A 26999-nucleotide genomic window follows, 5' to 3' on the forward strand; every position below is an offset into this window, starting at 1 on the left:
TGGGAGGGAGCCTTTGGCAGTAAGGGTGAGTTTCCGGTTTTGCCAAAGGCCCCATCATAGAGGGGGCTGTCGCCGTAGGCGACTGGGGGAGTTTATAAGGGATGACGATGCGTTGTGAGGTGAAATCATTGCCAAAGGAAAAATTTTTCGACCCCCGCAAGCCTTTCCAGTCCCAGCGGCCAGAGACCCACGAGGAGTGGCAGGCGCGCATGGGCGGCGAGGTGCTGGCGGTGGTGCGCAGCGGGCTGTATCTGGACTTCCGGTTTCTGGATATGGCGCTCAGCGCCCTGTCCCCCGCCCCGGACGAGCGCTGCCGAGTGCTGGCTACGGACGGACAGACCCTGTATTACCAGCCGCAGCGCCTGCTGCAGCTTTATCAGGAGAACCCGAAGTATCTCAACCGGTTGTATCTGCACACCGTCTTCCACTGCGTGTTCCGGCACTTATGGCTGAAAGGCCGCCGGGAGCCGCAGCTGTGGAGCCTTGCGTGCGATATCGCGGTGGAAAACGTCATCGACAGCTTACAGCGCAAAAGCGTGACGCGTCCGCTGACCTATGTGCGGCAGAACGCCTACCGGCAGATCACCGCCGAGGAAAAGGTGGTGGCGGCAGCCCCGGTGTACCGCTGGCTCACCCGGCAGACGCCCGGCGTGCTGCGGCAGCTGGAACGGGAATTTGTCACCGACGACCACCGCCTGTGGCCGAAGGATGCCCCGGAGCAGCCCCAGCAGATGCCCACTCCCCTGCCGCAGAAAACGTGGCAGAAGATCGGTGAGCGGATGCAGACCGAGCTGGACCTGCGGGACAAGGAGGCGGGCGAGGGCACCGATGCACTGAAGCAGCAGGTCAAAGCCGCCAACCGCAGCCGCCGCAGCTACAAGGACTTTCTGCGCCGGTTCTGCGTCCTGCGCGAGGAGGTCAAGCTGGACCCGGACGAGTTTGATTTGAACTTCTACACCTACGGCCTTTCAGTGTACGGCAACCTGCCCCTTATCGAGCCGCTGGAAAGCCGGGAGAGTAAAAAGATCGAGGAGCTGGCATTGGTCATTGATACCAGTTACTCCACCTCCGGCGAGCTGGTGCGCGCCTTTCTGGCCGAGACCTACACCCTGCTGAAAGGGAGGGAAAACTTTTTCCACCGCATGAATCTGCACCTCATTCAGGCCGACAACGCCGTGCGGCAGGATATTTTGATTCGCAACGAGGACGAACTCATCCACGCTATGAACCACTTTGAGCTGCGGGGCGGCGGCGGAACGGACTTCCGTCCGGCCTTTGAATATGTGGACCAGCTCTGCGCCGAAAAGAAGTTTTCCAACCTGCGCGGCCTGCTGTATTTCACCGACGGCATGGGCACCTACCCGGCGCGGCGCCCCGGCTACGATACCGCCTTTCTGTTTTTAGGGGAGCGGTTCGATGATGCCAACGTGCCGCCGTGGGCGATGAAGGTGGTACTGGACGAAGAAGAATTTACCGGTGCGGCAGCCCGCCCCGCCAGCGCCCTTGCGGACGCTCTGGCCGAGGAGGATGACCTGTACCACGAGCTGAACAACTCCTGACAAGAGGGGGAAAATATTATGAATATCAAACGTGCCAAGGAAGAGATCGAACATACCGTAAAAGCCTACCTTGCCAAGGATGTGCTGGGCGAATACGCCATTCCCGCCATCCGGCAGCGTCCCATCCTGCTGATGGGGCCTCCGGGCATTGGCAAAACGCAGGTGATGGAGCAGGTGGCCCGGGAGTGCGGGGTGGCGCTGGTGGCCTACACCATCACCCACCACACCCGGCAAAGCGCTGTGGGTCTGCCCTTTATCCGGCAGCGCCACTACGGCGATAAGGACGTGTCGGTGACCGAGTACACCATGAGCGAGATCATCGCCAGCATCTACGCCAAAATGGAAGCCACCGGCCTTTCCGAGGGCATCCTGTTCATCGACGAGATCAACTGCGTGTCCGAGACGCTTGCCCCCACCATGCTGCAATTTTTGCAGTGCAAGACCTTTGGCAATCAGGCCGTGCCTGCGGGCTGGGTCATCGTGGCAGCAGGCAACCCGCCGGAGTACAACAAGTCCGTCCGGGATTTTGACATCGTCACCCTTGACCGCGTGCGCCGCATGGACATCGAGCCGGATCTGCCGGTGTGGAAGGACTACGCCCGCGCTGCCCATATCCACAGCGCCATCCTGAGCTATCTGGAACTGCATCCCCAGAACTTTTACCAGATCAATGCGGACGTGGACGGCACCCAGTTCGTCACCGCCCGCGGCTGGGAGGATCTTTCCAACCTGCTGGACACCTACGAAACGCTGGGCTTGCAGGCAGACGAGGAGCTGATCCGGGAATACATCCAGCACCCGAAGATCGCCGAGGACTTCTCGGCCTATCTGGACCTGTACTACAAATACCGGGATGACTACGGCGTGGAGGAGATCCTTGCCGGGCAGGCAAAGCCCGCCGTGTTCGCACGTCTGCTGCAGGCCCCCTTTGACGAGCGGCTCAGCCTTGTCAGCCTGCTGCTGGCAGGGCTGGACACCCGCTTTACCGCTTCCCTGCAGGCGGATGCCGTGGCCGATGCCTGTTACGCCTTTTTGCGGGAGACCAAAAAGGCGCTGGCTACCCTGCCGGAGGATATCCCGGACGGCTCCGCAGAGCTGTTCAGCCAGCAGATCAAGGACTACGAGACGGAGACCCAGCAAAAGCGCGATGCCGGGCTGCTGGGCAGGGCAGAGCTGACCAACCGTCTGCAGGTGCAGGCCGCGCTGCACCAGTGGGAGGGCGAGCTGCGCCGCGCTAACGCCGCCGGCACGCAGGAAGCCTTCGACCTGCTGCGCGGACAGTTCCGTGCGCTGGCAGACCAGCGCGAGGCCACCCAAAAGACCGCCGCTGCTGCGCTGGAAGCCGCCTTCGACTTTATGGAGCAGGCGTTTGCAGAAAGTCAGGAGATGGTGGTGTTCGTCACCGAGCTTACGGTGAATCCCGCTTCCCACCAGTTCCTCACCGAGAACGGCTGTGAGCGGTACTTCAAGTACAACAAGGATCTGCTGCTGGATCACCGCAAGGCGGCTTTGCAGCAGGAGCTTGCCGCCGAGCAGCGCCGTCACGGCGGGGTGTAAGGCGCGGAAAACGGATCTATAACTTTGGGACACCGGAGCGTCTGCGGACGCTCCGGTGTCCCTTTTCTCACAAGTGGGGACGCAAAAAAAGGACACCGCACGAAGCGGTGTCCTCTTTTTTTGCTTAGGATACTGTCAGGATCAGTGGCCGCAGCTCTCGCAGTGCTCACAGTCCTCTTCCAGCTTGCCCACGATGGGTTCCGGGTCGATGCCCTGACGGCGGTAGTAGTCGGACAGAGCAGCCTTGACAGCCTGCTCGGCCAGAACAGAGCAGTGCACCTTGACCGGGGGCAGACCTTCCAGAGCCTCCACAACGGCCTTGTTGGTCAGCTTCAGTGCCTCGTCCACGGTCTTGCCCTTGATCAGGTCGGTGGCCATGCTGCTGGTGGCAATGGCTGCGCCGCAGCCAAAGGTGAGGAACTTGACGTCCACGATCACATTGTTCTCAATCTTCAGGTACATGCGCATGATGTCGCCGCACTTGGGATTGCCCACTTCACCCACGCCGTTTGCATCGGGCAGCTCACCTACGTTGTGCGGATTTGCGAAATGCTCCATGACCTTGGCACTATACATACTTGCCATAATTACTGTTCTCCCTTCAGGCTGAACTGGCGGGCCTTGTTCTGACCCTGCAGCCACATACAACTCATAGCGCGGCGGCGGGGAATGACCTCCTCCAGCACGTCACACAGATATTTTGCTTCTTCCATGGTGTTCTGCGGGCCAAAGGTGAACCGCATGGAACCGTGCCCGATCTCCTCCGGCAGGCCGATGCTCAGCAGCACATGGCTGGGGTCCAAGCTGTCGGAGTTGCAGGCAGAGCCGGTAGAGGCGCAGATGCCGTGCATATCCAGATCCAGCAGAATGGTCTCGCCCTCCAGACCCGGGAAGCTGATGTTCACATTGTTGGGCAGACGGGGACTGCGGCCGCCGTTCAGGCGGGCTTCCGGGATGTTTTTGAGGATGCGGTCGATGACGTAATCCCGCAGCTCGCTCTCGTGGGCCATGCGCTCATCCAGATGCGCCGTGGCGATCTCCAGTGCCTTGCCCATGGCAGCAATGCCGGCCACGTTCTCGGTGCCTGCACGGTGGCGGGCCTCCTGACTGCCGCCATCGATCAAGTTCTGGGGCCATACGCCCTTACGGCAGTACAGTGCACCCATGCCCTTGGGGCCATTGAACTTGTGGGCGCTCATGGACAGCATATCCACGCCCAGCTCCTTCACATCCACGGGGATGGCACCCACAGCCTGCACCGCATCGGTGTGCATCCACACGCCATGCTTGTGGGCAATCTCGGCGATCTCCTTGATGGGCTGGATGGTGCCGATCTCGTTGTTGGCCATCATGATGCTGACCAGTGCGGTGTCGGGACGGATGGCAGCCTCCACGTCCTCGGGGCGGATGTAGCCCTCGGAGGTGGGACGGATATAGGTCACCTCAAAGCCCATGCGCTCCAGTGCAGCCATGCTGTGCATGATGGCATGATGCTCAAAAGCGCTGGTGATGAGGTGCTTTTTGTTCTGGCGTGCCTTGGTAAAGGCGGTGCCCTTTACCGCCCAGTTGTCGGCCTCGGAGCCGCAGCTGGTAAAGAAGAGCTCAGCCGGACTTGCATTGATGGCCTTTGCCACCTGCGCACGGCCGGTGTCCACGAATTCCTTTGCCTCATAGCCGATGCTGTAATGGCTGCTGGGGTTGCCGCAGGCACCGCTCAGGGCTTTGACCATCATTTCCAGTGCCTCGGGAGCACAGGGAGTGGTGGCAGCATTATCCAGATAAACCACTTTTTCCATGTTTTCCATAGGAATGATCCTTTCTTATTGAACGCGTCTGCGGGAGCCTTAAATGCCCTGTGCAGATGCGGAATCCTTTCAACGGATAAGTTATACCATATCATTCCCTAGTATGTCAATATGAATACTGGATTTTCGTGATTCAGTCACCTTTTTTGCCCTTTCCGGTCAGCTTACCCAGCGCCACCTTCCACTTGGGGTAGCCCCAGCGCTTATCCTCGGCAAAGTCGTCCGCCAGCTTCCACGGGAAGATGCCGCCGTCAAAGTACAGGTTTCCGGCTTCGTCCACCCGGTCCAGCTTTTTGGGCAGATAGCTTTCGTCGTAATAGCTCTTGCGGCGGTCCGGCAGTACCCAGTGCAGCGTGCCGTCCTCATCCATGCCGGACGCCCACACGCCGAACACAAAGGTGGCAGCCTCGCCATAGCAGTGCTGCTCAAAGCGGATAGCGCCATCGTAGTAGAACTTGATGACCTCCAGCGTGCCGGATTCCTTTTTGCCGTCCCGCCCTAAGGTAGGGCGGTAATCCTGCTGGTAACGGCAGCCGCAGTGACTGCCCGCGAACTCTTTTGCATGGAACGACATGGCATGGTTTCCTTTCTGTTGTGGGTTTGTGCTTCTTATAAAGTATATAACCTTAAAAATGCCCCTCAAAATCGCCCTCGATCTCGTAGGGCCAGCTTAAAATGCCGCCAAGGTCCCGCAGGTGGGTGTAGCCAAGGGCTTCCAGCTTCTGCACAGCGTCGGCGCTGCGGCGCCCGGTGCGGCAGTACACCAGCCACAGGGCGTTTTTGTCCGGCAGCACCTCGGCGGCGCGGTCGATGACCTGCCCCAGCGGCAGCAGCTTTGCCCCGGGGATGTGCCCCACAGCGTATTCGTCCGGCTCGCGCACATCCACGGCGACAGCCTTGCCGGTATCCAGCAGACGGATGGCGTCTGCGGCGGTGATCTTTTCTGTCATACTCTCACTCCTCAAAGATAGGTTCTGTTCCATCCTATGATAACAGACCTTTTTTGTTTGCACAAGAGGTTTCTCCTTTGCAAAATCCGAGTAACGTGCTATACTATAAACTGCAACAAGGAGAGGACTACCATGAAATTTTCCACCAAGAGCCGCTACGCCCTGCGCCTGATGGCGGAGCTGGCGCGCTATGCGCCGGGCACAACCGTCAGCCTGAAGGAGATCAGTGAGCGGCAGAACCTGAGCCTGAAATATCTGGAACAGATCGTCACCCCGCTGGCGCGGGTGGGGCTGGTCAAGAGCGAGCGGGGCAGTCAGGGCGGCTACCGCCTGACAAAAGATCCCGCCGACTACACCGCCGGCGAGATCCTGCGCGCCATCGAGGGCAGCGTAGCGCCCATTCCGTGCCTTGGCAGCGTGACCAACGAATGCCCCATGTCCGAGCAGTGCTTCACCCTGCCGTTCTGGGCGGGGCTGGACGAGGTGATCAACCAGTATATCGACAGCGTTACGCTGGAACAGTTGGCAAGCCAACTGCCTGCGCCGGATTCCGCCGCGCAGGAGAGCTGCTGCAGCTGCGGCGGCGCGAAAAATGAGAATAAGTAAAAATAAGGCTTGACATTCCCCGTTGCATCGGCTATAATAATCAAGCATTCAGCGAATGTATATAGGGGTATAGCTCAGCTGGTAGAGCAGCGGTCTCCAAAACCGCGTGCCGTGAGTTCGAAACTTACTACCCCTGCCATGACGCACAGGTTCTTCGGAACTTGTGCGTTTTGTTTTTTTGCTTCCTCAGTCGCCAGCGGAGTGTAAAGACGCTCCGCTGGGCAAGAGGCGGCTGCCGGGGATGTTCTCTTTTGACACCAAAAGAGAACCAGAAAAGTGCCAGCGATTTCGACGCGCTGGAGCCACGAAAAAGGGGCTGCTCGCCCCTTTTAACCCCAAAGAGGAGGGCTACACCGGAAAAAACTGAAGATTCACGCCTGTTCGGCGTGAAGATCTTTTAACCGTTTTTTCCGGCTCCGCCGATTTGCAGCCCCTCAGTCGCTGCGCGACAGCTCCCCCCGGGGAGCAAGCGCAGCAGCTGCCGTTTCCCGCCACGACCCCTCCCGTGAAAATAGCGTTTGGAGCGCTCCGCAGAGCGCGACAAACGCGAAATTTAAAATATTTTTTCCGCTGAAGATGGCTAGAGCGAAGCGGAAGCCATTTAAAATCGTCTCAGCGCCCCAAACAGCCCACCTTTACCCGCTTTTGCAAAAAATTGCATTTTCCGCAAATTTGTGCTTGACAACAGACCGACTTTCCGATATAATAGAGCACGTTCCCGCGGTAAGATGCCGCACGAACTTGAGCGATCATGGCCCGGTAGCTCAGTTGGTTAGAGCACCAGCCTGTCACGCTGGGGGTCGTCGGTTCGAGCCCGATCCGGGTCGCCATTTGCTGCTATAGCTCAGTTGGTAGAGCGCATCCTTGGTAAGGATGAGGTCTCCAGTTCGAATCTGGATAGCAGCTCCAAAGGCAAGCACCTCGAAGTCTTAGGATTTCGGGGTGTTTTTTTGCGCTTTTTTCAGGGCAGGAGGACTGTTGCATCCTACTGCTTGTGGAAACCGCCCAAAATAGAACGACTTTTTCTCCCGGTACGTCAATTGAAGCTGCCTCCAAATTGTTATATAATTAACATAATAATGAAATATGGCACAGTGCTGCGTGTGCCGTACTATTTTTGGAGGTTTTGTATTATGGCTCGTTTTACTCTGCCCCGTGATCTGTACCATGGCAAGGGCGCTCTGGAAGCGCTGAAATCCTTCACCGGAAAAAAGGCAATGATCTGTGTCGGCGGCGGCTCCATGAAGCGCTTCGGCTTCCTGGACCGTGCTGTGGAGTACCTGAAGGAAGCCGGCATGGAAGTGGAGCTGTTCGAGGGCATCGAACCCGATCCTTCCGTGGAGACCGTCATGCGCGGTGCCGAGGCCATGCTGAAGTTTGAGCCCGACTGGATCATCGCCATGGGCGGCGGCTCTCCCATCGATGCAGCCAAGGCCATGTGGATCAAGTACGAGTACCCCGAGATCACCTTTGAGGAGATGTGCAAGGTGTTCGGCATCCCGCCGCTGCGCCGCAAGGCACACTTCTGTGCTATTTCCTCCACCTCTGGCACTGCCACCGAGGTGACCGCTTTCTCCATCATTACCGACTACCAGAAGGGCATCAAGTACCCCATCGCGGACTTCGAGATCACCCCGGACGTGGCCATCGTTGACCCCGATCTGGCTGAGACCATGCCCAAAAAGCTGGTTGCCCACACCGGTATGGACGCCATGACTCACGCTGTGGAGGCTTATGTTTCCACCGCGCACTGCGACTACACCGACCCGCTGGCCATCTTCGCCATCCGCATGATCCAGGGCGATCTGGTGGACAGCTACAATGGCGATATGTCCAAGCGCGACTCCATGCACAACGCCCAGTGCCTTGCCGGTATGGCTTTCTCCAACGCACTGTTGGGCATCGTGCACTCCATGGCCCACAAGACCGGCGCTGCCTTTGCAGACTACGGCGCACACATCATCCACGGCGCGGCCAACGCCATGTACCTGCCTAAGGTCATCGCCTTCAACGCCAAGGACCCCGAGGCCAAAAAGCGCTACGGCGTCATCGCAGACGAGATGAAGCTGGGCGGCGCAAACGATGACGAAAAGGTCAAGCTGCTCATCGAGTACCTGCGCGGCATGAACGACGCGCTGAACATCCCCCACTGCATCCAGCACTACGGCCCGGACTCCTACCCCACCGAGCAGGGCTTTGTGCCGGAGAATGTGTTCCTGGAGCGGCTGCCCGAGATCGCCAAGAACGCCATCGCCGACGCCTGCACCGGCTCCAACCCCCGCCAGCCCAGTCAGGAGGAGATGGAGAAGCTGCTCAAGTGCTGCTACTACGATACTGAGGTGGATTTCTGATCCGTCCTTTCTTTATTACGCCTCCTTCCCTATGGACAAAAGCCCCGCAGAGCATACCGCCCTGCGGGGCTTTTGCCGGTTTCGCCTGCATTCTCCCGTGAAAAAAGGGGTTCGGAAACGCCTACGGCGTTTCCGAACCCCTTTCATACTACTAAGGCGTTACAGCTTGCTCAGCTGGGGACCCTGTGCGGTGTCCTTGACAGCCCAGCCCAGTTCGGTCAGCTGTGCGCGGATGGCATCAGCGGTGGCCCAGTCCTTGGCCTTCTTGGCAGCAGCACGCTTCTCCACCAGCGCGGTCACCTCGGCGGGCACTTCGTCCTTCTTGCGGTTGTACAGCAGACCCAGCACGCCGGTGATCTCGTCAAAGGCGGCGGCAGCGGTCTCCAGTGCAGCCTTGCTGGAAGCAGCAGACAGGGTGTTGATCTCCTTGACCAGATCAAACACGGCAGCAAGCGCATCCGGGGTGTTCAGGTCGTCGTCCATGGCGGTGCAGAACTTGGTGCGTGCCTCGGCGGCCTTTTCCTTCAGGGTCTCGTCGGTGCCGAAGTCGGTCTTGCTCAGGGCAAAGTCCAGATTCTCGCGGCAGGTGTACAGGCGCTCCAGACTGTTCTTGCAGCTCTCGATGAGGTCTACGGTGTAGTTCAGGGGCATGCGGTAGCCGGCGGTCAGCATGAAGTAGCGGATGGGCTCGTAGCCGTAGAGGTTTGCCACATCCCGCACGGTAAAGAAGTTGTGCAGGCTCTTGGACATCTTCTGATTGTCCACGTTGATGAAACCGTTGTGCATCCAGTAGCGGGCAAACTCGCAGCCGTTGGCGCACTCGCTCTGGGCGATCTCGTTTTCGTGGTGGGGGAAGATCAGATCCTGACCGCCGCAGTGCAGGTCGATGGTCTTGCCCAGATGGGTGCGGCTCATGGCGCTGCACTCAATGTGCCAGCCCGGGCGGCCCATGCCGTAGGGGCTTTCCCATGCGGGCTCACCGGGCTTTGCAGCCTTCCAGACGGCAAAGTCGGCGGGATCCTCCTTCAGATCGTCCTCCATACGGCTGCGCAGCTCGCGGTTGCCGCTCTCCAGATCGTCCAGATTCAGGTGGCTCAGCTTGCCGTAGCCGGGGTCGCTCTTCACCCGGAAGTACACATCGCCGTTCTTGGCAACATAGGCGTGGCCAGAGTCGATCAGATCTTTGACGATATCCAAAATCTGGGGGATATGCTCGGTAGCGCGGGGCTGCACGGTGGGCTTTTCGCAGTTCAGACCGGCGGCATCCTTCAGGTACTCGGCCTCAAAGCGCTGTGCCACCTCCTTCATGGAGGTGCCCTCTTCCTGCCCCTTCTTGATGAGCTTATCGTCGATATCGGTGATGTTGGAAACGTAGATCACCTTGTTGCCCCGGTATTCCAGATAGCGGCGCAGAGTGTCGAACACGATCAGCGGACGTGCGTTGCCGATGTGGATATAGTTGTACACGGTAGGGCCGCAGACGTAGATGCGGTACTCGCCGGGCACCTGCGGCACAAATTCTTCCTTCTGTCGGGTCAGGGTGTTGAAGATCTGCATGGTCAATTCTCCTTTTTGTTCCAAACAGAAGCCGCAAAACAAAACGCCCCCGGAGCGGTGCACAAGGCACAACTCCGAAGGCGGTTTTAAAATCAAAATCGCGGTTCCACTTCTGTTTGTCGCTCAAAGCCGGTAACGGCGGCGTACCGCACGGCGATACTTCCCCACGGGGTTCCCGCCGCGTGCTGTCCGGGCGCACTTTGCGCAGCGGTCTGCAAACAGGCTTCCAGCCAGTGGCCTGTTCTCTCTGCGCAGACGGTGTGCGGCGCTACTCTGCCCGGATAAACGCATTTATCCTTTTACCCCTTTATTATAGCGGTGCGGTGCAGGGAAGTCAAGGAGGGAACAAAGAACGATTCAGAATGCCCGCCGCGTTGCTCTGGGCATCCTCAGCGGAAGAATTATTTTAAATTTCGGGATATCGGAACGCCTGCGGGCGTTCCGATATCCCATTTTTACCCGTGAAAAGGGCCCCCGGAGCGTCCGCAGACGCTCCGGGGGCCAAAATCATAGATATTCTTTCCGCTGAAATTGCGCAGAGCGAAGCGGAGCGCAATCAAAACGGTGGTGCTTTACCCGGGATAGCGGCTCACTTCCAGCAGTTCTTCTGCCCGCTTTACCTGCTCTGCCGTGGGCGGTACTGCGTCCGGCAGGGGATAGGGGATGCCCAGCTTCTGCCACTTGAACAGCCCCAAGGTGTGGTAGGGCAGCACCTCCACCCGCTGCACCGTTTTCAGGCTGCGGATAAAGTCTGCTGTTTTGCGCAGCCCTTCCTCGTCATCGGTCAGCCCGGGCACGAGGACGTGCCGGATCCACAGCGGGATGCCGAGGTCGGAGATGTGCCGCGCCATGGCAAGGATGTTGGCGTTGTCCTTGCCGGTGAGCTGCCGGTGGCGCTCCGGGTCGATCTCCTTGAGGTCAAGGATCACCAGATTGGTGTTAGCCATCAGGCGGTCGAACGCGGCCAGATAGGCCGGGTCGTCCGGGCGGAAGGGCTGCCCGGCGGTGTCCAGCGCCGTGTGCACGCCCTTGGCACGCGCCAGCGTGAAGAACTCGGTCAGAAAGTCCAGCTGCCGCAGCGGCTCGCCGCCGCTGACCGTGATGCCGCCCTTTTTGCCCCAGTAGTTGCGGTAGCGGTATACCCGCTGGAACAGCGCTTCTGCCGTCCACGCCTCGCCGCCCTCTGCCCATGTTTCGGGGTTGTGGCAGTACTTGCACCGCAGGGCACACCCCTGCAAAAACACCACAAAGCGCACGCCGGGGCCGTCCACCGAGCCGAAGGATTCCAGCGAGTGGACGTACCCAAGGGTCTTACAGGACGCCATGGCAGGTGCGTGCCAGCACGTCCAGCTGCTGCTCGCGGGTCAGGTCGATGAACTTGACAGCGTAGCCGGAAACGCGGATGGTGAAGTTGGCGTACTCTTCCTTCTCAGGGTGCTCCATGGCGTCCAGCAGCTTCTCCTTGCCAAAGACATTCACGTTCAGGTGGTGTGCGCCCTGATCGAAGTAGCCATCCAGTACCTGCACCAGATTCTCCACGCGCTCGTCCTCGCTGTGACCCAGTGCCTCGGGGTTGATGGTCTGGGTGTTGGAGATGCCGTCCAGCGCCCAGTGGTAGGGCAGCTTTGCCACGGAGTTCAGCGAGGCCAGCAGACCGTTCTGCTCTGCACCGTAGCTGGGGGTAGCGCCGGGGGCAAACGGGGTGAAGGCGGCGCGGCCATCCGGCAGAGCGCCGGTGTACTTGCCGTACACCACGTTGGAGGTGATGGTCAGGATGGAGGTGGTAGCCTCGGAGTTGCGGTAGGTGTGGCGCTTCTTGATCATCTCAAGGAAGGTCTTGAGCAGCCACACGCCGATCTCGTCGGCGCGGTCGTCATCGTTGCCGTACTTGGGGAAGTCGCCCTCGGTCTCAAAGCCGGTGGCAAGGCCGCTCTCGTCGCGCACCACCTTCACCTTGGCGTACTTGATGGCGCTCAGGGAGTCGATGACGTGGGAGAAGCCTGCAATGCCGGTGGCAAAGGTGCGGCGCACATCGGTGTCGATGAGTGCCATCTCGGCTTCCTCGTAGTAGTACTTGTCGTGCATATACTGGATGAGGTTCAGCACGTTGACATACAGCCCGGCCAGCCAGTCCAGCATCTGCACATACTTGGGCAGCACCTCGTCATAGGTCAGGTACTCGCTGGTGATAGGGGCATAGTTGGGGCCGCACTGCTCGTGGCTCTTCTCATCCACGCCGCCGTTGATGGCGTACAGCAGGCACTTGGCAAGGTTGGCGCGTGCGCCGAAGAACTGCATCTCCTTGCCGGTCTGGGTAGCAGACACGCAGCAGCAGATGGAGTAATCGTCGCCCCAGACGGGCTTCATCACGTCATCGTTCTCGTACTGGACGCTGCTGGTGTTGACGGACACCTTGGCAGCGTACTTCTTAAAGGCCTCGGGCAGGGCAGAGGAGTACAGCACGGTCAGGTTGGGCTCCGGTGCGGGGCCCATGTTCTCCAGCGTGTGCAGGAAGCGGTAGCAGTTCTTGGTGACCATGCTGCGGCCGTCCATGCCGATGCCGCCCACCTCCAGCGTTGCCCACACGGGGTCGCCGGAGAACAGCTGGTTGTAGCTGGGGATGCGGGCAAACTTGACCATGCGGAACTTCATGACCATGTGGTCGATGAGCTCCTGTGCCTGACTTTCGGTCAGGATGCCCTTGTCCAGATCGCGCTGGATATAAATGTCAAGGAAGGTGGAGATGCGGCCCACGCTCATGGCGGCGCCGTTCTGGGTCTTGATGGCGGCCAGATAGCCGAAGTACAGCCACTGGCAGGCCTCCTTGGCGTCCTTGGCAGGCTGGGAGATGTCGTAGCCGTAGGCCTCGGCCATCTTCTTCATGCCCTTCAGGGCGCTGATCTGGCGGGCAATCTCCTCGCGCAGACGGATGACGTCATCGGTCATGGTGCCGTCGCCGCAGTTGGCAAGATCCTCCTGCTTGAACTGGATCAGGGCGTCAATGCCGTACAGGGCAACGCGGCGGTAGTCGCCCACGATGCGGCCGCGGCCGTAGGTGTCCGGCAGACCGGTGATGATGTGGGTGTGGCGTGCCTTCTTCATCTCGGGGGTGTAGGCATCGAACACAGCCTGATTGTGGGTGCGGGTGTAGTCGGTAAAGATCTTGTGCAGCTCGGCAGAGGGCTGGTAGCCGTAGGTGGTGCAGGCCTGCTCTGCCATCTTGATGCCGCCGTAGGGCATAAAGGCGCGCTTGAGGGGCTTGTCGGTCTGTAAGCCAACGATCTGCTCCAGATCCTTCAGGTTTTCGTCAATATAGCCGGGGCCGTAGGAGGTCAGGCTGCTGACCACCTCGGTCTCCATATCCAGCACGCCGCCCTTGGCGCGCTCGGCCTTCTGCAGCTGCTGCAAAGCACCCCAAAGCTTATCGGTAGCCTCGGTGGGGCCTGCCAGAAAGCTTTCGTCGCCGTCATAGGGGGTGTAGTTCTTCTGGATGAAGTCACGCACATTGACCTCTTCCTTCCAGATGCGGCCTTCAAAGCCTTCCCACTGTTCAAACTGGATCATTGGAACCTCCTTGCTCCATTACGCAGTTAGCGTTTTCTAACTAATGAGCCTTTGAAAAACCGCTCTGTCTGGGCGGTTTTCTGGGGGCGAAACGGTCTTGCGCTGCCGACAGCGGCAGCCCTTACTACAAGGTGTAGACAAAAATAAAAATCTGCCCACAAAATCTTGCGTTATTATAATAGCAAGAATCGTTTTAAAAAGCAATAGAAAACAAGTGGGTTTTCTTCCAGCGGAAAGGCTGTTCTTTGGGCAGAATGTAGAAAAACGCCGAAACCCCGGCGGCACGGCAACTTTGCGAAAAAATTTGCAAATTAAGGGTTGACAAGACTAACTGACTGTGGTATCCTGTTCTCGCAGCGGCGGTTAGCTAATTCTAACCACGTTGCACCAGAAAAAGGAGCGTCTGCAAGCGCTCCGCTCCATTCCTCCATTCCTTTCTCTTTTCTACGGGAAGCGGCAGCACGGTTTGCTCTGCTGCTTCCGGCGCGGCACCGGCTGTGTTTGGTACCACAGCCGACGCAAAGAAAACAAAAACGGGACGTGCAGCTTGACCAACTGCACGCCCCGTTTTTTGTTTTTACTGCCCCATCCCCGCCAGCTGTTCATACAGCTGCGCTGCGCCGCCGCCGGGGTATTTTACGCTGACAAAGGCGCTGTTCAGGATGCACACGCCGTCAGAATACACCGTCAGCAGAAACTTCTGGTTCTCGGCATCGTCATAAAAGCTGACGGTGACCGACTGCACCGGGAAGGTATCGTGGGTGTAGGCAGAATAGTTCTGGTTCAGCTTTTTGCGGCAGGAGACGGTGGAAAGCAATTCTGCCGTTTGTTGGAACTCTTCGCTGTCCATGGAGAGGAGGTGATAGTCCATGTCGTTTGTGCTGCCAAAATGCGCCACTTCCTCGGTGCGGAGCGTGCCCTGCGAGCTGGCGCGCACCAGCGCTTTCAGGTCGATGGGACGGTACAGCACCGCAAAAGCTGCCAGTGCAAACAGGATAAAAAATAAAGCGGTGCGGGGAATGTGGAAGCTTTTCATCTGCTCACCCCTCCTTTGGCGGCTCCATTTGCGCCAGATGCCGCTGGGCGATGAAAAAGCCCGCGGCGCTGGCGGCAAATACCACATAATAGCTGGCGATGCGGTAGAGCATCAGCACGCTCATCACCTCGCCCTGCTCCAGAAAGCTGCCGAACACCAGCAGAAAGGCGGTTTCGATCGAGCCCATCCCGGCTACATTGGGCAGGGCATTGGAGACGAAGAGCATCAGGCTGGTGAGCAGCTGCACCTGCCAGAAGCCCAGCGGGGAAAGCCCCATGAACCGGATGCACAGGTAGGGCAGGCAGAACAGCCCGAACAGCTTGAGTGCCTGCAGGGCAAAAATTTTCAGGCAGCGGGGCTTATCTGTCAGCAGGCGGCGGCTCTCGGTGCCCAGCACCTCCAGCTGTTCCAGCCAGTCGGCGCGGCGCTGCTGCCACTTTTCGGTCTTGGGCAAAAAGCCCAGCAGCCAGCGGGCGAGGTTCTGCACCAGCGGCGAGACGCACAGCAGCACCAGCGCCACAATAATTACCGCTACCACAGCGTATGCCATGGGCAGATACCGCATGACACCGGTGGTGTTGGCGGCAAGCCAGCGGTGCTGCAACAGCAGCATCACGGTGGCGTACAGGAGCACCGTGCTCTTGTGGAAAACGTATTCCAGCGTCATCAGCCCTGCGCCGGGGCCAAGCGGCAGCCCGGCCCGGTGCAGGTAGTACAGCTGCACCGGAACAGCACCGGCACCCAGCGTGACCACGTTGCCAAAGGTGCCGCACCAGCCCACATCCAGCCCCTGCCGCAGGGTGAACTGCGGCAGACGGCTGCGCACGATGACCCACGCCACGCACCCCTCCAGCAGGGGGTAGCTGATGCCGACCGCCAGCACCGCCAGCACCTGCCACACCGAAAGCTGCGCCAGCGCCGCAGTGATCTCGGCCCAGTGATCCTTAAAAGTGAACACGATGATGCAGGTAAGTGCCAGCAGCACCAGCAGAGAGATCACGGCCTTTTTGCGGGAGGGCTGCTGCGCGGCGGCTTGGCTCATGGAAACAAAACTCCTTTCACAACCGGAAATTCTGGAACCAGTATAGCACATCTCCCGCCGCCCTTTGTGAACGGAAGCGGAACTTTGTTGGGCAATTTGGGGGATTTGATAAAATGGGGAGACCTCTCCCGTGAAAAAGCAATGCCGGGCAGCGTGCAGCTGTCCGGCAGTGTTTTTTCATGATTCTTCCCCGTCCGTCAGCTCTTTTACCAGCCTTGTCAGGGTGGCGACATAGGATTCGTTGGAGAACTGCTGCTCATACAGGCGGCGGCAGCTGCCGTGCATGGCAGCCAGCGCCTCTGGGTGCTCGATGGCCCAGGCCAGCTTGTCGGCCAGCTGCTGCGGGTCGTCGTCCTTGTAGAGGAAGCCGTCCACGCCCTCGGTCACCAGCCCGGCGGTGCCGGTGTGCTCCGATACGATGGAGGGCTTGCCGAAGATCAGTCCCTCGGTGACGAAGGTGGGCATGGGGTCATCCCGGGAGGCGCACACCACGCAGTTGCACTGCTCCATCAGGGATTTGACCTCCGGGCGCTCCAGCCGCTTGCGGTAGAAAACGGTCTGGGGATAGTCCCGCACCAAGCTGTCCACGGCGTTGTACATCCCCTTGTCGGCGGCTTTGCCCACAAAAAGGAAGGCAGCTTTTTCCCGCACTGCAGAGGGCAGCAGCCGGATGGCGTTGCAGAAGATGTCCGGACCCTTGCGGTGTTCCAGCGAGCCTACCGTCACAAAGAGGGGACGCCCCCCGGCAAAGCTGATGTCATAGCGGGAGAATTGCTCGGCTGCATAGTCCGGCAGACCGTAGATCAGCTGCTCGATGGCAAAATCCGGCCGGACGGAGTGCATGGCGGCGGTGGCGTGGGAGCCTACGGCGCAGAGGTGCACGTTTTTGCCCAGCGCCTTGGGGATGCTGTGGGAGATGAAGGGGTAGCCCGCAAAGGCATCGTGCAGCCACCACAGCACCGGCACAAAGGAGCCGTTCAGGGTGTTCACCACCGGCGCTTCCACCACCGTGTTGGCCAGCACAAAGTCTGCGCTGGTGGCCAGCCCCCACAGGGCGCTGGAAGTAACGCAGTCCGGGCGGGTGACCACAGCGGCCCCGGCGTCCAGAAACAGCGGCAGCGAGCCTTCATCCGAGGGTCCCAGCACCACCACCTCAAAGCCTAAGCTACGCAGCACCGGCACGGCACTTACCAGCACGATGGGCGCACCGGTCATGGTCAGCTCATGGCTCAAAATCAGCGCACGGCGGCCCTTGGCAGAGAATACATCGTCGGCGCACAGCTCCCGGCGGAAGTGCAGCAGCGCCTGCGGGATGCAGCGGCTGTGCTGCGCCATGGCGTGGGCCAGACGCAGCAGTTCGGTAACGCTGTCCTTGCCCCGGGCGGCGGCGCGTACCTTGTCCAGCAATGCGCGGGACACCAGTGCGCAGCTGCTGCCGGGCAGGTGCCGGGTGCTCAGGTACAGGGCGGTGGAGCCGTCAAAGCCAAAGGAGGCGTCGCAGACCGCAAGGTCTGCGCCCTCCCGCAGGGCGGCGGCAAAATAAGTCAGGGCGGTGGGGGTGCACTCCACATCCTCGCTTACCAGCAGCACCCCGGCTACATCGGGGGTCAGCTCGTCCTCAAGCCGGGTCACCAGACGGAACTTGCGGTGCAGCTGGTTTTGCAGCGCCGCTTGCAGCGCCTTGTGACGCCCCGGCGCGTAGACCAGAAGATAGGTGCTCTGGGTATCGGTATAGACCTGCTTGCACAATTGCTTGCGCTGCAGGGTACTGTAACTGGTGTACATGATCCAACTCCTCCGGGCAGAATATCGGGCGGGCTCAGTGACCGCGCACTAGGTTCAGCAGTCTGCGCAGCGGGGCGGTCAGCCGCCAGCTGCTGCTGGCGCGCATCGTTTCCAGCGAAACCTGATATTCGTGCTGGATGCCCTGCAAGGTCAGCAGCTGCTGGTTCAGCCGCATACACTCGGCGCGGCTGGCCTGCAATACTTCCTCTGCCTCCTGCGCGGCAGCGGCGTTCTCAAGCTTCAGGTCGTTCAGCGCCCGCAGCAGAGACTTGCCGGGCTGCTCGTGCAGAAAACGTCCCAGCGGGTAGTAGTGATAGTTCACCGCAAACTTCATGCCGGCACCAAAGCCGGTGGTGCAGTGCAGCGAAAGGTTGGGGTCTACGTCCAAAAACAGCAGGCTGTCCTCCTGCAGCAGAAGGCCGTTGACCGACTGGAAGCTGATGCGCTCGTCCGAGATGGCAAGGTCGGTGATGCAGCAGGCCAGCTCGCCGGGGTCCAGCCGGATGGCGCGTGCGTCCTCCGGCAGGACAAAGGTGACCGAGACCTCGTGGGTCAGTTCGTTGTAGACATCCTCGGTGGCAGTCAGGCATTCCCGGGGCGAAAAGCCGCTGCCGGTGTCGTAGAACAGCTGCGGCAGGGTAAGGGTGATATTCTCAGCCTCGGCGCTGTGCTTGGCAAGCTCGGTCTGGCAAGCCAGCAGCTGCTGCTCCAGCTCCAGACACCGCTGCGCCAGCTGGGAAACACCCTCGTCCGAAAGCTTGAGCTGCTGCTCCAGCTCGGCAATGTGCGCCTGCATGGCAGCAGGGGTCATGGGGGCATCGTGGTTCATAACGGGATCCTCCTCTTCCTTTATCCTATAACAGCTGCACCGCCGCAGCCAAAACATTCAGAAAAATCAGTGCCGCGGGGCGTAATGTACCTGAGGGGTGCGCCGCCGGGCGGGGAACAACTTGATGATCAGATCCCGCCGCCGCTGCAGCAGGGCGCAGATCAGCCAGATGGAGCCCAGCGAAAGGATGTATTGCAGGCTGATGCCCAAAACAGGGCGGTCGGCGTATTTGGCGGCGAACAGATACCACGGAATGGCGATCAGCTCCACCGTATGTACGCAGAAGATGTACAGAGAACGGCGGCCAATGGCCTCGAAAAAGCGCACCAGCGGGTTGCGGCGCTGGCTCCAGCGCAAAAACAGCCGGATAAACAGCAGACCGGCAAGGCCGTCCAGCAGGATGCTGATGGGGCCCAGCGACCACTCGGCCATGGATACACAGTCGGTGCGGCGGGTGGCAAGGGCGGCTGCCGGGATCAGCAGTACGGCTGCCCACAGGATGCAGGACATCCGGCGGGACAAAGGCTGATCCAGCCAATGCTGCCGTTTGGCAAGGTAGCCAAGGTACAGGTACGGCGTGATCACCGCGCCCTGGATCAGGCAGAAGGGCAGCTCCCATACAAGGCTGGCACCCCAGCCCAGCAGGGCGGCACCGCCCACCGCCCAAGGGATGTACCGCTCCGGGAAGATGTTCAGGATAACGTCCAGTAAGATCCAGCCCATCAACAGCGCCAGCAGATACCACATGGGCCCACAGGAAAAGAACTCCTGCCCGAAGTAGGTGGCAGTATGGGGCAGACCCAGCAGAAAGCCGCCCGCCACCTTGATGCTCTCAGTCATGGAGCCGGGCAGATAGTGAAAGGTTTTATAATGAATGATGAAGTGCAGCACCGTGGTGAACACCGCAGTGTAGCAAAAGGGCTTGAGCAGGCTTTTGAGCTGCTGGTGGATGCACTTGCTGATGGAGCGCTTGCGGAAGCCGTAGCCGCTGGCAATAAAAAAGGCCGCCATCAGCGTTTCGCGGTAGATAAAGCCGACAAAGGCCGTCAGCGACAGGCCGCCCTCCAGCTGGAGTGGGTAAAGCTCCGCAGTGTGTCCCAGCACGATGGCCAGCATCCCAGCGCCCTTGAGCATATCAAACATCCCGATGGAGTTGACAGTGCGGGGCTTGGTTGTTTCCATGAAAGATTCCTTCCCTGCGCCGGGCCAATACCCCCTCGAGAAAAAAGCCGGATACGGCGCAAATGATCAGTTTTTATACAGCATTGCCATGATATATGGCTAGTATAATGCTTTTTATAGAGACTGTCAATTTTGTTTTGCAGTCTGCACCATACCGGAACTGGTATTTTGCGCTAAAAATTGTAGCACGAAAACCGGCGGATTGCAACGAAAGGTAGAATTTGGCCGGGGCGTATCCCAAGATATGCAATTGAAAGTTGTCAAAGTGAGAAATTAAATGTTGCAGAAGTATTGCATTGCATTGGAAAATATTGTATACTGAGCACAGTACAGCGCACTGCCGCAGGATGAAATAACAACGCAGGAGGAAAATACAATGATCAAGGTATTGGACAACGTGTATGATCTGGTCACCCTGAATATGGAACAGCGTTTTTCGGAGCGTGTGGCGCTCCGCTTTTATGATAAGGAAACGGACGAGGTGACCGCAGTCCATTATAAGGACTACGCGCGGGACATCCGCCGTGCGGTCAGCTACTTCCAGAGCACCATCCCGGATATCAAGGGCAAAAAGATCTGTCTGCTGAACAAGAACTGCTACGAGTATGCCGTGAACACCTTCGGCATCATTCTGGCGGGCGGCGTGCTGGTACTGCTCAACCAGCATAAGAGCTGGGACGAGCTGTCCTACGAGCTGGGGCTGGTGGACCCCGCTGCCATCCTGACCGACGGCGACGACTACGGCACAAAAGAGCAGCTGCAGGCCGCCTACGGCAGCATTCTGCGCCCCATGGACGGCTTCCGCGCTTATGAGCCGGTGGCAGAGATGCCCCGCTGCATCGGCCACGATGACCTGATGATCCTGATGTTCACCTCCGGCACCACCGGACGCAGCAAGGGCGTGATGCTGAGCGAGCGCAACTTCTTCAGCGTGATGCGCGCCCATGTGCAGATCGGTGAGCGCATGATGGAGTATAAGCACGACCCGGAGCTTGTGGTCAGCCAGTACACGGTGCTGCCCATGTTCCATCTGGGCGCATTCATCTGCCTGTTCTCCTGGGCACACGGGGGCTGGGCGCTGAACATCAGCGGCGATATCCGCAACTTCTATAAGGAGATCCGGCGGATGCCCAGTCAGGTCATGGCGGTGGTGCCGGTGATCATGAACTCCCTGCACAAGGACGTGATGCGCGGCCGCAAGGAGCGCTTGGGCGAGCTGTGGGTGCCCATCTGCTCCTCTGCGATGTTTGACCCGCAGGTGATGCTGGATATGGCCACCAACGGGATGTTCGTGGTGCAGACCTACGGCGCTACCGAGACCTGCGGCGATGGCATCATCAACTACGCGCAGGATGCAAAGCACATCGGCGCTGTGGGACAGGGCAACGATTATCTGGACTACAAGCTCGAGCCGGACGGAGAGCTGTGCATCCGGGGCGACAGCATCATGCTGGGCTACTACAAGGACCCCGAGGCCACCGCTGCGGTCATCGACAAGGACGGCTGGTTCCACACCGGCGACCTTGCCCGGGTGGACGAGGACGGCTACTACTACATTACCGGCCGCAAGAAGAACCTGATCATTCTGGACAGCGGCGAGAACGTCAGCCCCGAAGAGCTGGAGGGCATGTTAGAAAAATGTCCTGCCGTACAGGAATGTATCGTAAAAGAACTGGGCAAAAAGATAGGTGTTGTGGTATACTGTGAAAAGGAGCACCAGCAGACGGTGCGGGACTTTATTGCCCAGATGAACCGCACCGTCCCGCTGTACAAGCGCATTGGCGTGGTGGAATTCAGCGAAACGCCGCTGCCCCGCAACGGCGCAGGCAAGCTGGTGCGCAAGTAAAACGCAACAGAAAGGAAGCATAATACGATGGAACGTGCAGAAATCATTTCTCAGATCACGGCTATTCTGGAGGATGTCGCAGAGGTATCGCCGGAGGATGTGACCGAAAGCAGCGTCCTGATGGACGATCTGGATCTGTCCTCTATGGAGATCCTGACCATTGTGGCAGATCTTGAGGAGACCTTTGGCCTGCGCATCCCGGAAAAGGAGCTGCGCAACTTTGTCACCATGGGTGATCTGGTGGATTATCTGGCAGCAAACGTGGGGTAAAAACCAATGGAAACACAGCAGCGCTCGACGGAATATAACTTTCAGGGAATCATGTACTTTTTCCGTCGGGAAAAGATCCAGTGCCGGTACCAGTTCTCGCTGCGGGATGCGGTGGATATCACCCTTTTGCAGCGGGCACTGACAGCGGCCTTGGCAAGTGCGCCTTATTATACGCAGCGTCTGGTGCAGGAAAAGCGGGAGATGTGGCTGGAGCCCAATACGGAGCCCTGCCTTGTGTACCCCGGCAGCACCATGCGCAATATCCCGGAACAGACGAACGGCTACCTGTTCTGCGTCAGCTGCGAAGGGGATACCGTCTACTTTGACTGGCATCACTTCCTGCTGGACGGCCACGGGGTATCGCCCCTGCTCACCAGCATTCTGGAGCAGTACTGCAACCTGCGTTACGGCACGGCCTTTGCGGTGCCGCAGATCGTGTGCGACCCGCCCTATGATATGGAGGCCATGCTGGCAGAGTACCCGCCTGTGGAGTACGGGAGCGATGTCATCCAGCGGGATGTGGTGCAGACCTACGAGGGTGCGCTGCGCCGCACCCGGGTGTGCCTGAGCAAGCAGAGCCTTGTGGAAAAAGCGCTGGCGAACAACGCAAAGCCGGTAAGCGCTCTGATGGGTCTGCTGTGTATGGCCATGCGGGAGTATCTGGGCAAGGAGAAGATCCAGTATTCCTACTCCTCCGATACCCGCGATGTGGCCGGTGTGCCGAATGCGCTGTACAACTGCGTATGCAGCTTTGGGCATACGGTGCAGCTGCAAGCCCAGACCCGCCTGGCAGATTTTGTATCTGATGTAGATGCAGACATCAAGCGGGACCTGCAGCCGGAGTCCAAGCGTCACCGTATGGCCGACCAGATGGGCTGGGTGTACAAGGTGAACCAGCAAAAGGCACCCCTGCGCATCAAGCAGCGGGTGTTCCAGATGGGCGAGTACATCGGCGGCACTATTTCGGATTTCTGGCTCAGCTATCTGGGCAATCCGCTCATGCCCGCCACTCCGGAACTGGCACAGTACACCACGGATTTTGGCGTCTGGGTGCCGCCGGACGGTGCATCCGTGGGCGTGGAGGCTGCCAGCCTGAACGGTAAGATCATTCTGTGCATCCACAACAAGGCACCCAACCCGGGTCTGGCTGATATCCTCCGCAAGACCTTTGAAAACGAAGGCGTTGCGGTGCTGGAAGCCGAAGATCTGGACTGAGAAATACTTATCATAAAAGAAAAAACTGCTGCACGTTTTGTGCGGCAGTTTTTTTGCTGCTTTTTGTAAGAAAATCCGGTTGCAAAGATGCGAAAAAATGGTTAAATAGAGAAAGGATATTTCCGCAAGGAGAGGAACACCATGGAACAACAGAACACGCGCCTGCGCAATGCGGGCTTTGCGACCTTTTTCTTCAGCGGCATCTGTGCCATCAGCGCAGGTGTGGTGGTCAGTCTGCTGCAGGAGCGCTACGGCTTTGCCTACGGCATGACCGGTACACTGCTCTCCCTGATGAGCGTGGGCAACCTGCTGGCAGGGCTGCTGATGGGCATGCTGCCCAGTGCGCTGGGCATGAAACGCAGTGTGCTGCTGCTGACCATCGGCTATGCGGTGGGCTACGCCGTCATGGGGCTGACCGGCGCAGTGGTGCTGCTGGCAGCGGCCTTTTTTGTGGTGGGCATCGCTAAGGGCAGCGTTATCAACACCTGTACCATTCTGGTCAGCGATCACTCCGCCGACCGCACCCGGGGCATGAACCTGATGCACAGCTGCTACGCCTGCGGCGCACTGCTGTGCCCCTTCCTCATTGCGGCGGCAGCCCGGGTAAGCACCGAGCTGGCGGTCTTTCTGCTGGCAGCCGTGGGCCTTGTGCTCTGGCTGGTGTACGTCTTTACCCCGCTGCGCGGCGGCAAGAGTAAAAGCAGCGCCGAGAAGGAAGCCATCGACTGGAGCTTTCTGCGCTCTGCCCGCTTCTGGCTGCTGACCGGGCTGCTGTTCTTCCAGAACGCCGCCGAGCAGAGCGTCAACGGCTGGATGGTGACCTACTTCAAGGGCAGCGGTATCATTGCGGGCACGCTGGCGGCCTACACCGTCACCGTGATGTGGGGCGCTACGCTGGTGGGGCGTCTGCTCATCGCCTTTGTGTTCCCCTTAAAAAATCCCCGCAAGGCCATGGTGGGCATGAGCGTGCTGTGCACCGTGTTCTATGTGCTGCTGGTCATGGCGCACACGCAGGGCGCAGCCATTGCGCTGCTGTTTGCCTTTGCCATCTCCATGTCCGGGCTGAACCCCACCGCCGTGGCCAGCGCAGGCCGCATGACCAGCGTGACCAGCATGGGCATCATGCTGCCGGTGGCCTCCAGCGGCGCCATCCTGATGCCGTGGGTCATCGGCATCGTGGCCGAGCGTGCGGGGCTTGCCGCCGGTATGGCTTCCAACATCGTGCCCTGCGTGGGTCTGGTGGTCTTTACCCTGCTGGTGGCAAGACTGCCGGAGGAATGATGTGCCGCCTCCCTATAACCCTTTCTGTGAAAATGGGGTTCAGGAAAGTCCGCAGACTTTCCTGAACCCCGAAATTATAAATAATGATTCCGCTGATGATGCGCAAAGCGAAGGCGGAGCGCATTTCAAATCGTTTTGCGTTATCCTTCAATGCCTCTTGCCTTTGCGCTGAACTCGCAGCCGCAGTAGTCCTGCCGGTACAGGCCGTACTGCTCCGAAAGCTGCAGGCTGCGCAGGTAGCCGTTGTGCTTTTTGAAGTCCGAGGGCAGGTGCTTTACCCCGAACTCTGCCTCCAGCTCCTGCCCGATGGCATTGATGCGGGCAGCGTCCTTGTGGGGGCTGATGGACAGGGTGGTGGTGAACCAGTCAAAGCCGTTGTCCCGTGCGTACTGCGCCGCGCGGCGCATCCGCAGCCGGTAGCAGACGGTGCAGCGGCTGCCGCGCTCCGGCTCGTTTTCCAGCCCGGCTACGGCGGTGTAGAACTGCTGCGGGTCGTAAGTGTCCTCCACCACGGTCACCCCCAGCGGGTGGGCGGCTGCTACAAACTTTTGCAGCTCCTCGCCCCGGCGGTAATACTCGGCTGCCGGCCATGTGTTGGGGTTATAGTACAGCACCGTGATCTCAAAATACCGGCACAGCTGTTCCAGCACGGCACTGGAACAGGGGCCGCAGCAGGCGTGGAGCAAAAGCCGCGGGCGGGTATCGCCAAGGCCCGCCAGCACGGCGTCCATCTGCTGGGCATAGTTGCGTTGTGTTGCCATTGGTATCATCCTTTGCTATAATGGTCTTGCCTACATTATAGCATATTTTACGATGAAATACAGGAGGTTCCCCCCATGACAGAAGAAAAGATCGCCCGCATCAATGCGCTGGCCAAAAAGAGCAAGACCACCGGCCTGACCGAGGCCGAAAAAGCCGAGCAGCAGGCACTGCGGCAGGAGTATCTGGCCGACATCAAAGCCAGCCTGCGCAGCCAGCTGGAGCGCACGTCCATTCAGGAACCGGACGGCACCATCCACAAGGTGACCCGCCGCACCGACCTGACCGGGGAGCGCAGCTGAGAACGGGATTTTAAAGGGGGAATCCGCCGCAAAAAGGTGCATTCCCCCTTTTTTTGCGCGGCAGACTGTGCTATACTATAATAGCATTGGTGCATGCCGCAAGGGCAGCAAACCGGTGCGTTTTACCCAAGGTAGCGTATCCCGGGCAAGGTGCACGGAAAAGGCTGTCTTTTGAAAAAAGGATAAAGAGGTCATTTATTATGCTTACTGCAATTACGGGTATCAACTGGGGCGATGAGGGCAAGGGCCGCATGGTCGACCTGATCAGCCAGGAGTACGACATCGTTGCACGGTATCAGGGCGGCAACAACGCAGGCCATACCGTTAAAAACGAGCGCGGCAAGTTCGTGCTAAACCTGCTGCCCTCCGGCATCCTGCGCCCCAACGTCGTGTGCGTTATGGGCAACGGCATGGTCATCGACCCGCATCATCTGGACGGCGAGATCAATAAGCTGCGCGAGCAGGGCATTGAGATCACCCCGGCAAACCTGAAGATTTCCGACCGCGCAACCATCACCATGCCCTACCATGTGGAGCAGGATGGCCTGGAGGAGGCACGCCTGTCCAAGACCGGTGCACAGTTCGGCTCCACCAAGCGCGGCATTGCCTACGCTTACGGCGACAAGTACATGAAAAAGACCCTGCGCATGGGCGATCTGCTGCATCTGGACGACGCCGTGAAGAAGCGTCTGGTCACCATGGTGGATTCCAAGAATCTGGTCATGGAGGGCAGCTACAACGCAGCGCCCATCAGCGTGGACGAGATGTGGGCATGGCTCGAAAAGTATGCCGCCATCTTCAAGGACTATATCTGCGATGTGGGTCAGTATCTGGCCGATGCCGATGCAGCCGGCAAGAAGGTACTGTTTGAGGCACAGCTGGGCGCACTGCGCGATATCGACTTTGGTATCTACCCTTACACCACCTCCTCCAACGTCATCGGTGCTTATGCACCCATCGGTGCCGGTATCCCCGGCCACAAGCTGAACAACTCCATCGGCGTCATGAAGGCCTACTCCTCCTGCGTGGGGGACGGCCCCTTCGCCGCCGAACTGGCTATGACCGAGGAAGAGAAGCACGCTCTGCGTGAGGCTGGCCACGAGTACGGCGCAGCCACCGGCCGTCCCCGCCGCGTGGGCCCCATCGATCTGGTGGCAAGCCGCTACGGCGTGTTCTGCCAGGGCTGCGACGAGGTCGCTCTGACCCTGCTGGATGTGCTGGATTACATGGAAAAGATCCCCATGGTCACCGCTTACAAGCTGACCGACGGCACCACCACCACCCGCTTCCCCATGGGTGAGGCACTGGATACCGCTCAGCCCGTGGTGGAGTACCTGCCCGGCTGGCACTGCGATATCACCGCAGCCCGCAAGTGGGAGGACCTGCCCCAGCAGGCCCGCGATTATGTGGAATACCTAGAAAAGGCTGTGGGCTGCAAGATCACCTATATCTCGGTGGGCGCAGAGCGCGAGGCCTACATCCACCGCGGCTGAGCTGCCGCAA

Annotated in this window: 23 protein-coding genes and 3 tRNA genes; 13 read left to right on the plus strand and 13 right to left on the minus strand. The window is 59.4% G+C overall.

Features of this window, described 5'->3' with window-relative positions; genetic code table 11:
• Positions 1–101: 101 nt before the first annotated feature.
• Both MTP43_RS01840 and MTP43_RS01845 read left to right on the plus strand, forming a co-directional pair.
• On the plus strand, positions 102–1559 hold the full coding sequence (locus MTP43_RS01840; RefSeq protein ID WP_333529172.1) for a vWA domain-containing protein: 1458 nt from the start codon (positions 102–104) through the stop codon (positions 1557–1559).
• Between the two features lie 18 nt (positions 1560–1577).
• Positions 1578–3116, plus strand: a complete 1539-nt coding sequence (locus tag MTP43_RS01845; RefSeq protein ID WP_249235027.1) for an AAA family ATPase — start codon at positions 1578–1580, stop codon at positions 3114–3116.
• 141 nt (positions 3117–3257) lie between these two features.
• Here the strand turns inward: MTP43_RS01845 and nifU are convergent, their stop codons facing one another.
• The 4 genes from nifU to MTP43_RS01865 all read right to left on the minus strand — a co-directional run bounded on the left by nifU (position 3258) and on the right by MTP43_RS01865 (position 5871).
• The gene (gene nifU / locus MTP43_RS01850; RefSeq protein ID WP_005922938.1) at positions 3258–3701 is read right to left on the minus strand and encodes a Fe-S cluster assembly scaffold protein NifU; all 444 of its coding nucleotides are present in this window, start codon (positions 3699–3701) and stop codon (positions 3258–3260) included.
• Between the two features lie 2 nt (positions 3702–3703).
• Positions 3704–4921, minus strand: a complete 1218-nt coding sequence (locus MTP43_RS01855) for a cysteine desulfurase family protein (RefSeq protein ID WP_097785377.1) — start codon at positions 4919–4921, stop codon at positions 3704–3706.
• A gap of 133 nt (positions 4922–5054) precedes the next feature.
• Positions 5055–5495, minus strand: a complete 441-nt coding sequence (locus MTP43_RS01860; protein ID WP_005922940.1) for a hypothetical protein — start codon at positions 5493–5495, stop codon at positions 5055–5057.
• A 52-nt stretch (positions 5496–5547) separates the two neighbouring features.
• On the minus strand, positions 5548–5871 hold the full coding sequence (locus tag MTP43_RS01865; RefSeq protein ID WP_015537291.1) for a rhodanese-like domain-containing protein: 324 nt from the start codon (positions 5869–5871) through the stop codon (positions 5548–5550).
• Positions 5872–6003: 132 nt separating this feature from the next.
• Here MTP43_RS01865 and MTP43_RS01870 point away from each other — a divergent pair, with 132 nt between their 5' ends.
• The 5 genes from MTP43_RS01870 to MTP43_RS01890 all read left to right on the plus strand — a co-directional run bounded on the left by MTP43_RS01870 (position 6004) and on the right by MTP43_RS01890 (position 8828).
• Positions 6004–6477 (plus strand): RrF2 family transcriptional regulator, encoded by a 474-nt coding sequence (locus MTP43_RS01870; RefSeq protein WP_015537292.1) that lies wholly within the window; start codon positions 6004–6006, stop codon positions 6475–6477.
• Between the two features lie 63 nt (positions 6478–6540).
• Positions 6541–6616, plus strand: a tRNA-Trp gene (locus tag MTP43_RS01875).
• Between the two features lie 614 nt (positions 6617–7230).
• Positions 7231–7307: transfer RNA gene (locus MTP43_RS01880), tRNA-Asp, on the plus strand.
• A gap of 3 nt (positions 7308–7310) precedes the next feature.
• Positions 7311–7386: transfer RNA gene (locus tag MTP43_RS01885), tRNA-Thr, on the plus strand.
• A 224-nt stretch (positions 7387–7610) separates the two neighbouring features.
• Entirely contained in the window at positions 7611–8828 is a 1218-nt protein-coding gene (locus MTP43_RS01890; protein ID WP_015537293.1) for an iron-containing alcohol dehydrogenase, read from the plus strand.
• A gap of 159 nt (positions 8829–8987) precedes the next feature.
• Here MTP43_RS01890 and cysS read toward each other — a convergent pair whose 3' ends face one another.
• From cysS to MTP43_RS01930, 8 genes are all read right to left on the minus strand, one after another.
• Positions 8988–10385: a cysteine--tRNA ligase gene (gene cysS, locus MTP43_RS01895; RefSeq protein ID WP_055186840.1), complete on the minus strand. Its 1398-nt coding sequence runs from the start codon at positions 10383–10385 to the stop codon at positions 8988–8990.
• A 572-nt stretch (positions 10386–10957) separates the two neighbouring features.
• Positions 10958–11710, minus strand: coding sequence for a pyruvate formate-lyase-activating protein (gene pflA / locus MTP43_RS01900; protein ID WP_097782972.1), 753 nt, complete (start codon positions 11708–11710; stop codon positions 10958–10960).
• Positions 11697–13949 (minus strand): formate C-acetyltransferase, encoded by a 2253-nt coding sequence (pflB, locus tag MTP43_RS01905; protein WP_015537295.1) that lies wholly within the window; start codon positions 13947–13949, stop codon positions 11697–11699. The genes pflA and pflB overlap by 14 nt, the downstream gene beginning before the upstream one ends.
• Positions 13950–14526: 577 nt before the next feature.
• Entirely contained in the window at positions 14527–14985 is a 459-nt protein-coding gene (locus MTP43_RS01910; RefSeq protein WP_097782974.1) for a hypothetical protein, read from the minus strand.
• Positions 14986–14989: 4 nt separating this feature from the next.
• Positions 14990–16027 (minus strand): lysylphosphatidylglycerol synthase transmembrane domain-containing protein, encoded by a 1038-nt coding sequence (locus MTP43_RS01915; RefSeq protein ID WP_113620735.1) that lies wholly within the window; start codon positions 16025–16027, stop codon positions 14990–14992.
• Positions 16028–16204: 177 nt separating this feature from the next.
• The gene (locus MTP43_RS01920) at positions 16205–17812 is read right to left on the minus strand and encodes a glycosyltransferase family 4 protein (RefSeq protein WP_113620736.1); all 1608 of its coding nucleotides are present in this window, start codon (positions 17810–17812) and stop codon (positions 16205–16207) included.
• A gap of 34 nt (positions 17813–17846) precedes the next feature.
• Complete coding sequence (locus tag MTP43_RS01925) at positions 17847–18641, minus strand: hypothetical protein (RefSeq protein WP_170126657.1); 795 nt, start codon at positions 18639–18641, stop codon at positions 17847–17849.
• Between the two features lie 66 nt (positions 18642–18707).
• Positions 18708–19823 carry an acyltransferase family protein gene (locus MTP43_RS01930; RefSeq protein WP_005922967.1) on the minus strand — a complete coding sequence of 372 codons (1116 nt, stop codon included), beginning with the start codon at positions 19821–19823 and terminating at the stop codon, positions 18708–18710.
• A 376-nt stretch (positions 19824–20199) separates the two neighbouring features.
• On the opposite strand from MTP43_RS01930, the gene MTP43_RS01935 reads away from it, so the two are divergent.
• The 4 genes from MTP43_RS01935 to MTP43_RS01950 all read left to right on the plus strand — a co-directional run bounded on the left by MTP43_RS01935 (position 20200) and on the right by MTP43_RS01950 (position 24435).
• Positions 20200–21669: a class I adenylate-forming enzyme family protein gene (locus tag MTP43_RS01935; protein ID WP_113620737.1), complete on the plus strand. Its 1470-nt coding sequence runs from the start codon at positions 20200–20202 to the stop codon at positions 21667–21669.
• 27 nt (positions 21670–21696) lie between these two features.
• Complete coding sequence (locus MTP43_RS01940; protein ID WP_005922973.1) at positions 21697–21939, plus strand: acyl carrier protein; 243 nt, start codon at positions 21697–21699, stop codon at positions 21937–21939.
• 6 nt (positions 21940–21945) lie between these two features.
• A complete protein-coding gene (locus MTP43_RS01945; RefSeq protein WP_113620738.1) occupies positions 21946–23154 on the plus strand; it encodes a hypothetical protein in 1209 nt (402 codons plus the stop codon).
• 141 nt (positions 23155–23295) lie between these two features.
• Entirely contained in the window at positions 23296–24435 is a 1140-nt protein-coding gene (locus MTP43_RS01950) for an MFS transporter (RefSeq protein WP_113620739.1), read from the plus strand.
• 140 nt (positions 24436–24575) lie between these two features.
• Here the strand turns inward: MTP43_RS01950 and MTP43_RS01955 are convergent, their stop codons facing one another.
• Complete coding sequence (locus MTP43_RS01955; protein WP_113620740.1) at positions 24576–25205, minus strand: epoxyqueuosine reductase QueH; 630 nt, start codon at positions 25203–25205, stop codon at positions 24576–24578.
• 66 nt (positions 25206–25271) lie between these two features.
• On the opposite strand from MTP43_RS01955, the gene MTP43_RS01960 reads away from it, so the two are divergent.
• Both MTP43_RS01960 and MTP43_RS01965 read left to right on the plus strand, forming a co-directional pair.
• Positions 25272–25496, plus strand: a complete 225-nt coding sequence (locus tag MTP43_RS01960; protein WP_097785386.1) for a DUF896 domain-containing protein — start codon at positions 25272–25274, stop codon at positions 25494–25496.
• Positions 25497–25696: 200 nt separating this feature from the next.
• Positions 25697–26989: an adenylosuccinate synthase gene (locus MTP43_RS01965; protein WP_097782982.1), complete on the plus strand. Its 1293-nt coding sequence runs from the start codon at positions 25697–25699 to the stop codon at positions 26987–26989.
• Positions 26990–26999: the final 10 nt, after the last annotated feature.

Origin of the sequence: Faecalibacterium sp. IP-1-18, assembly GCF_023347355.1 — a bacterium.
In the GTDB taxonomy this organism is placed as follows: domain Bacteria; phylum Bacillota; class Clostridia; order Oscillospirales; family Ruminococcaceae; genus Faecalibacterium; species Faecalibacterium prausnitzii.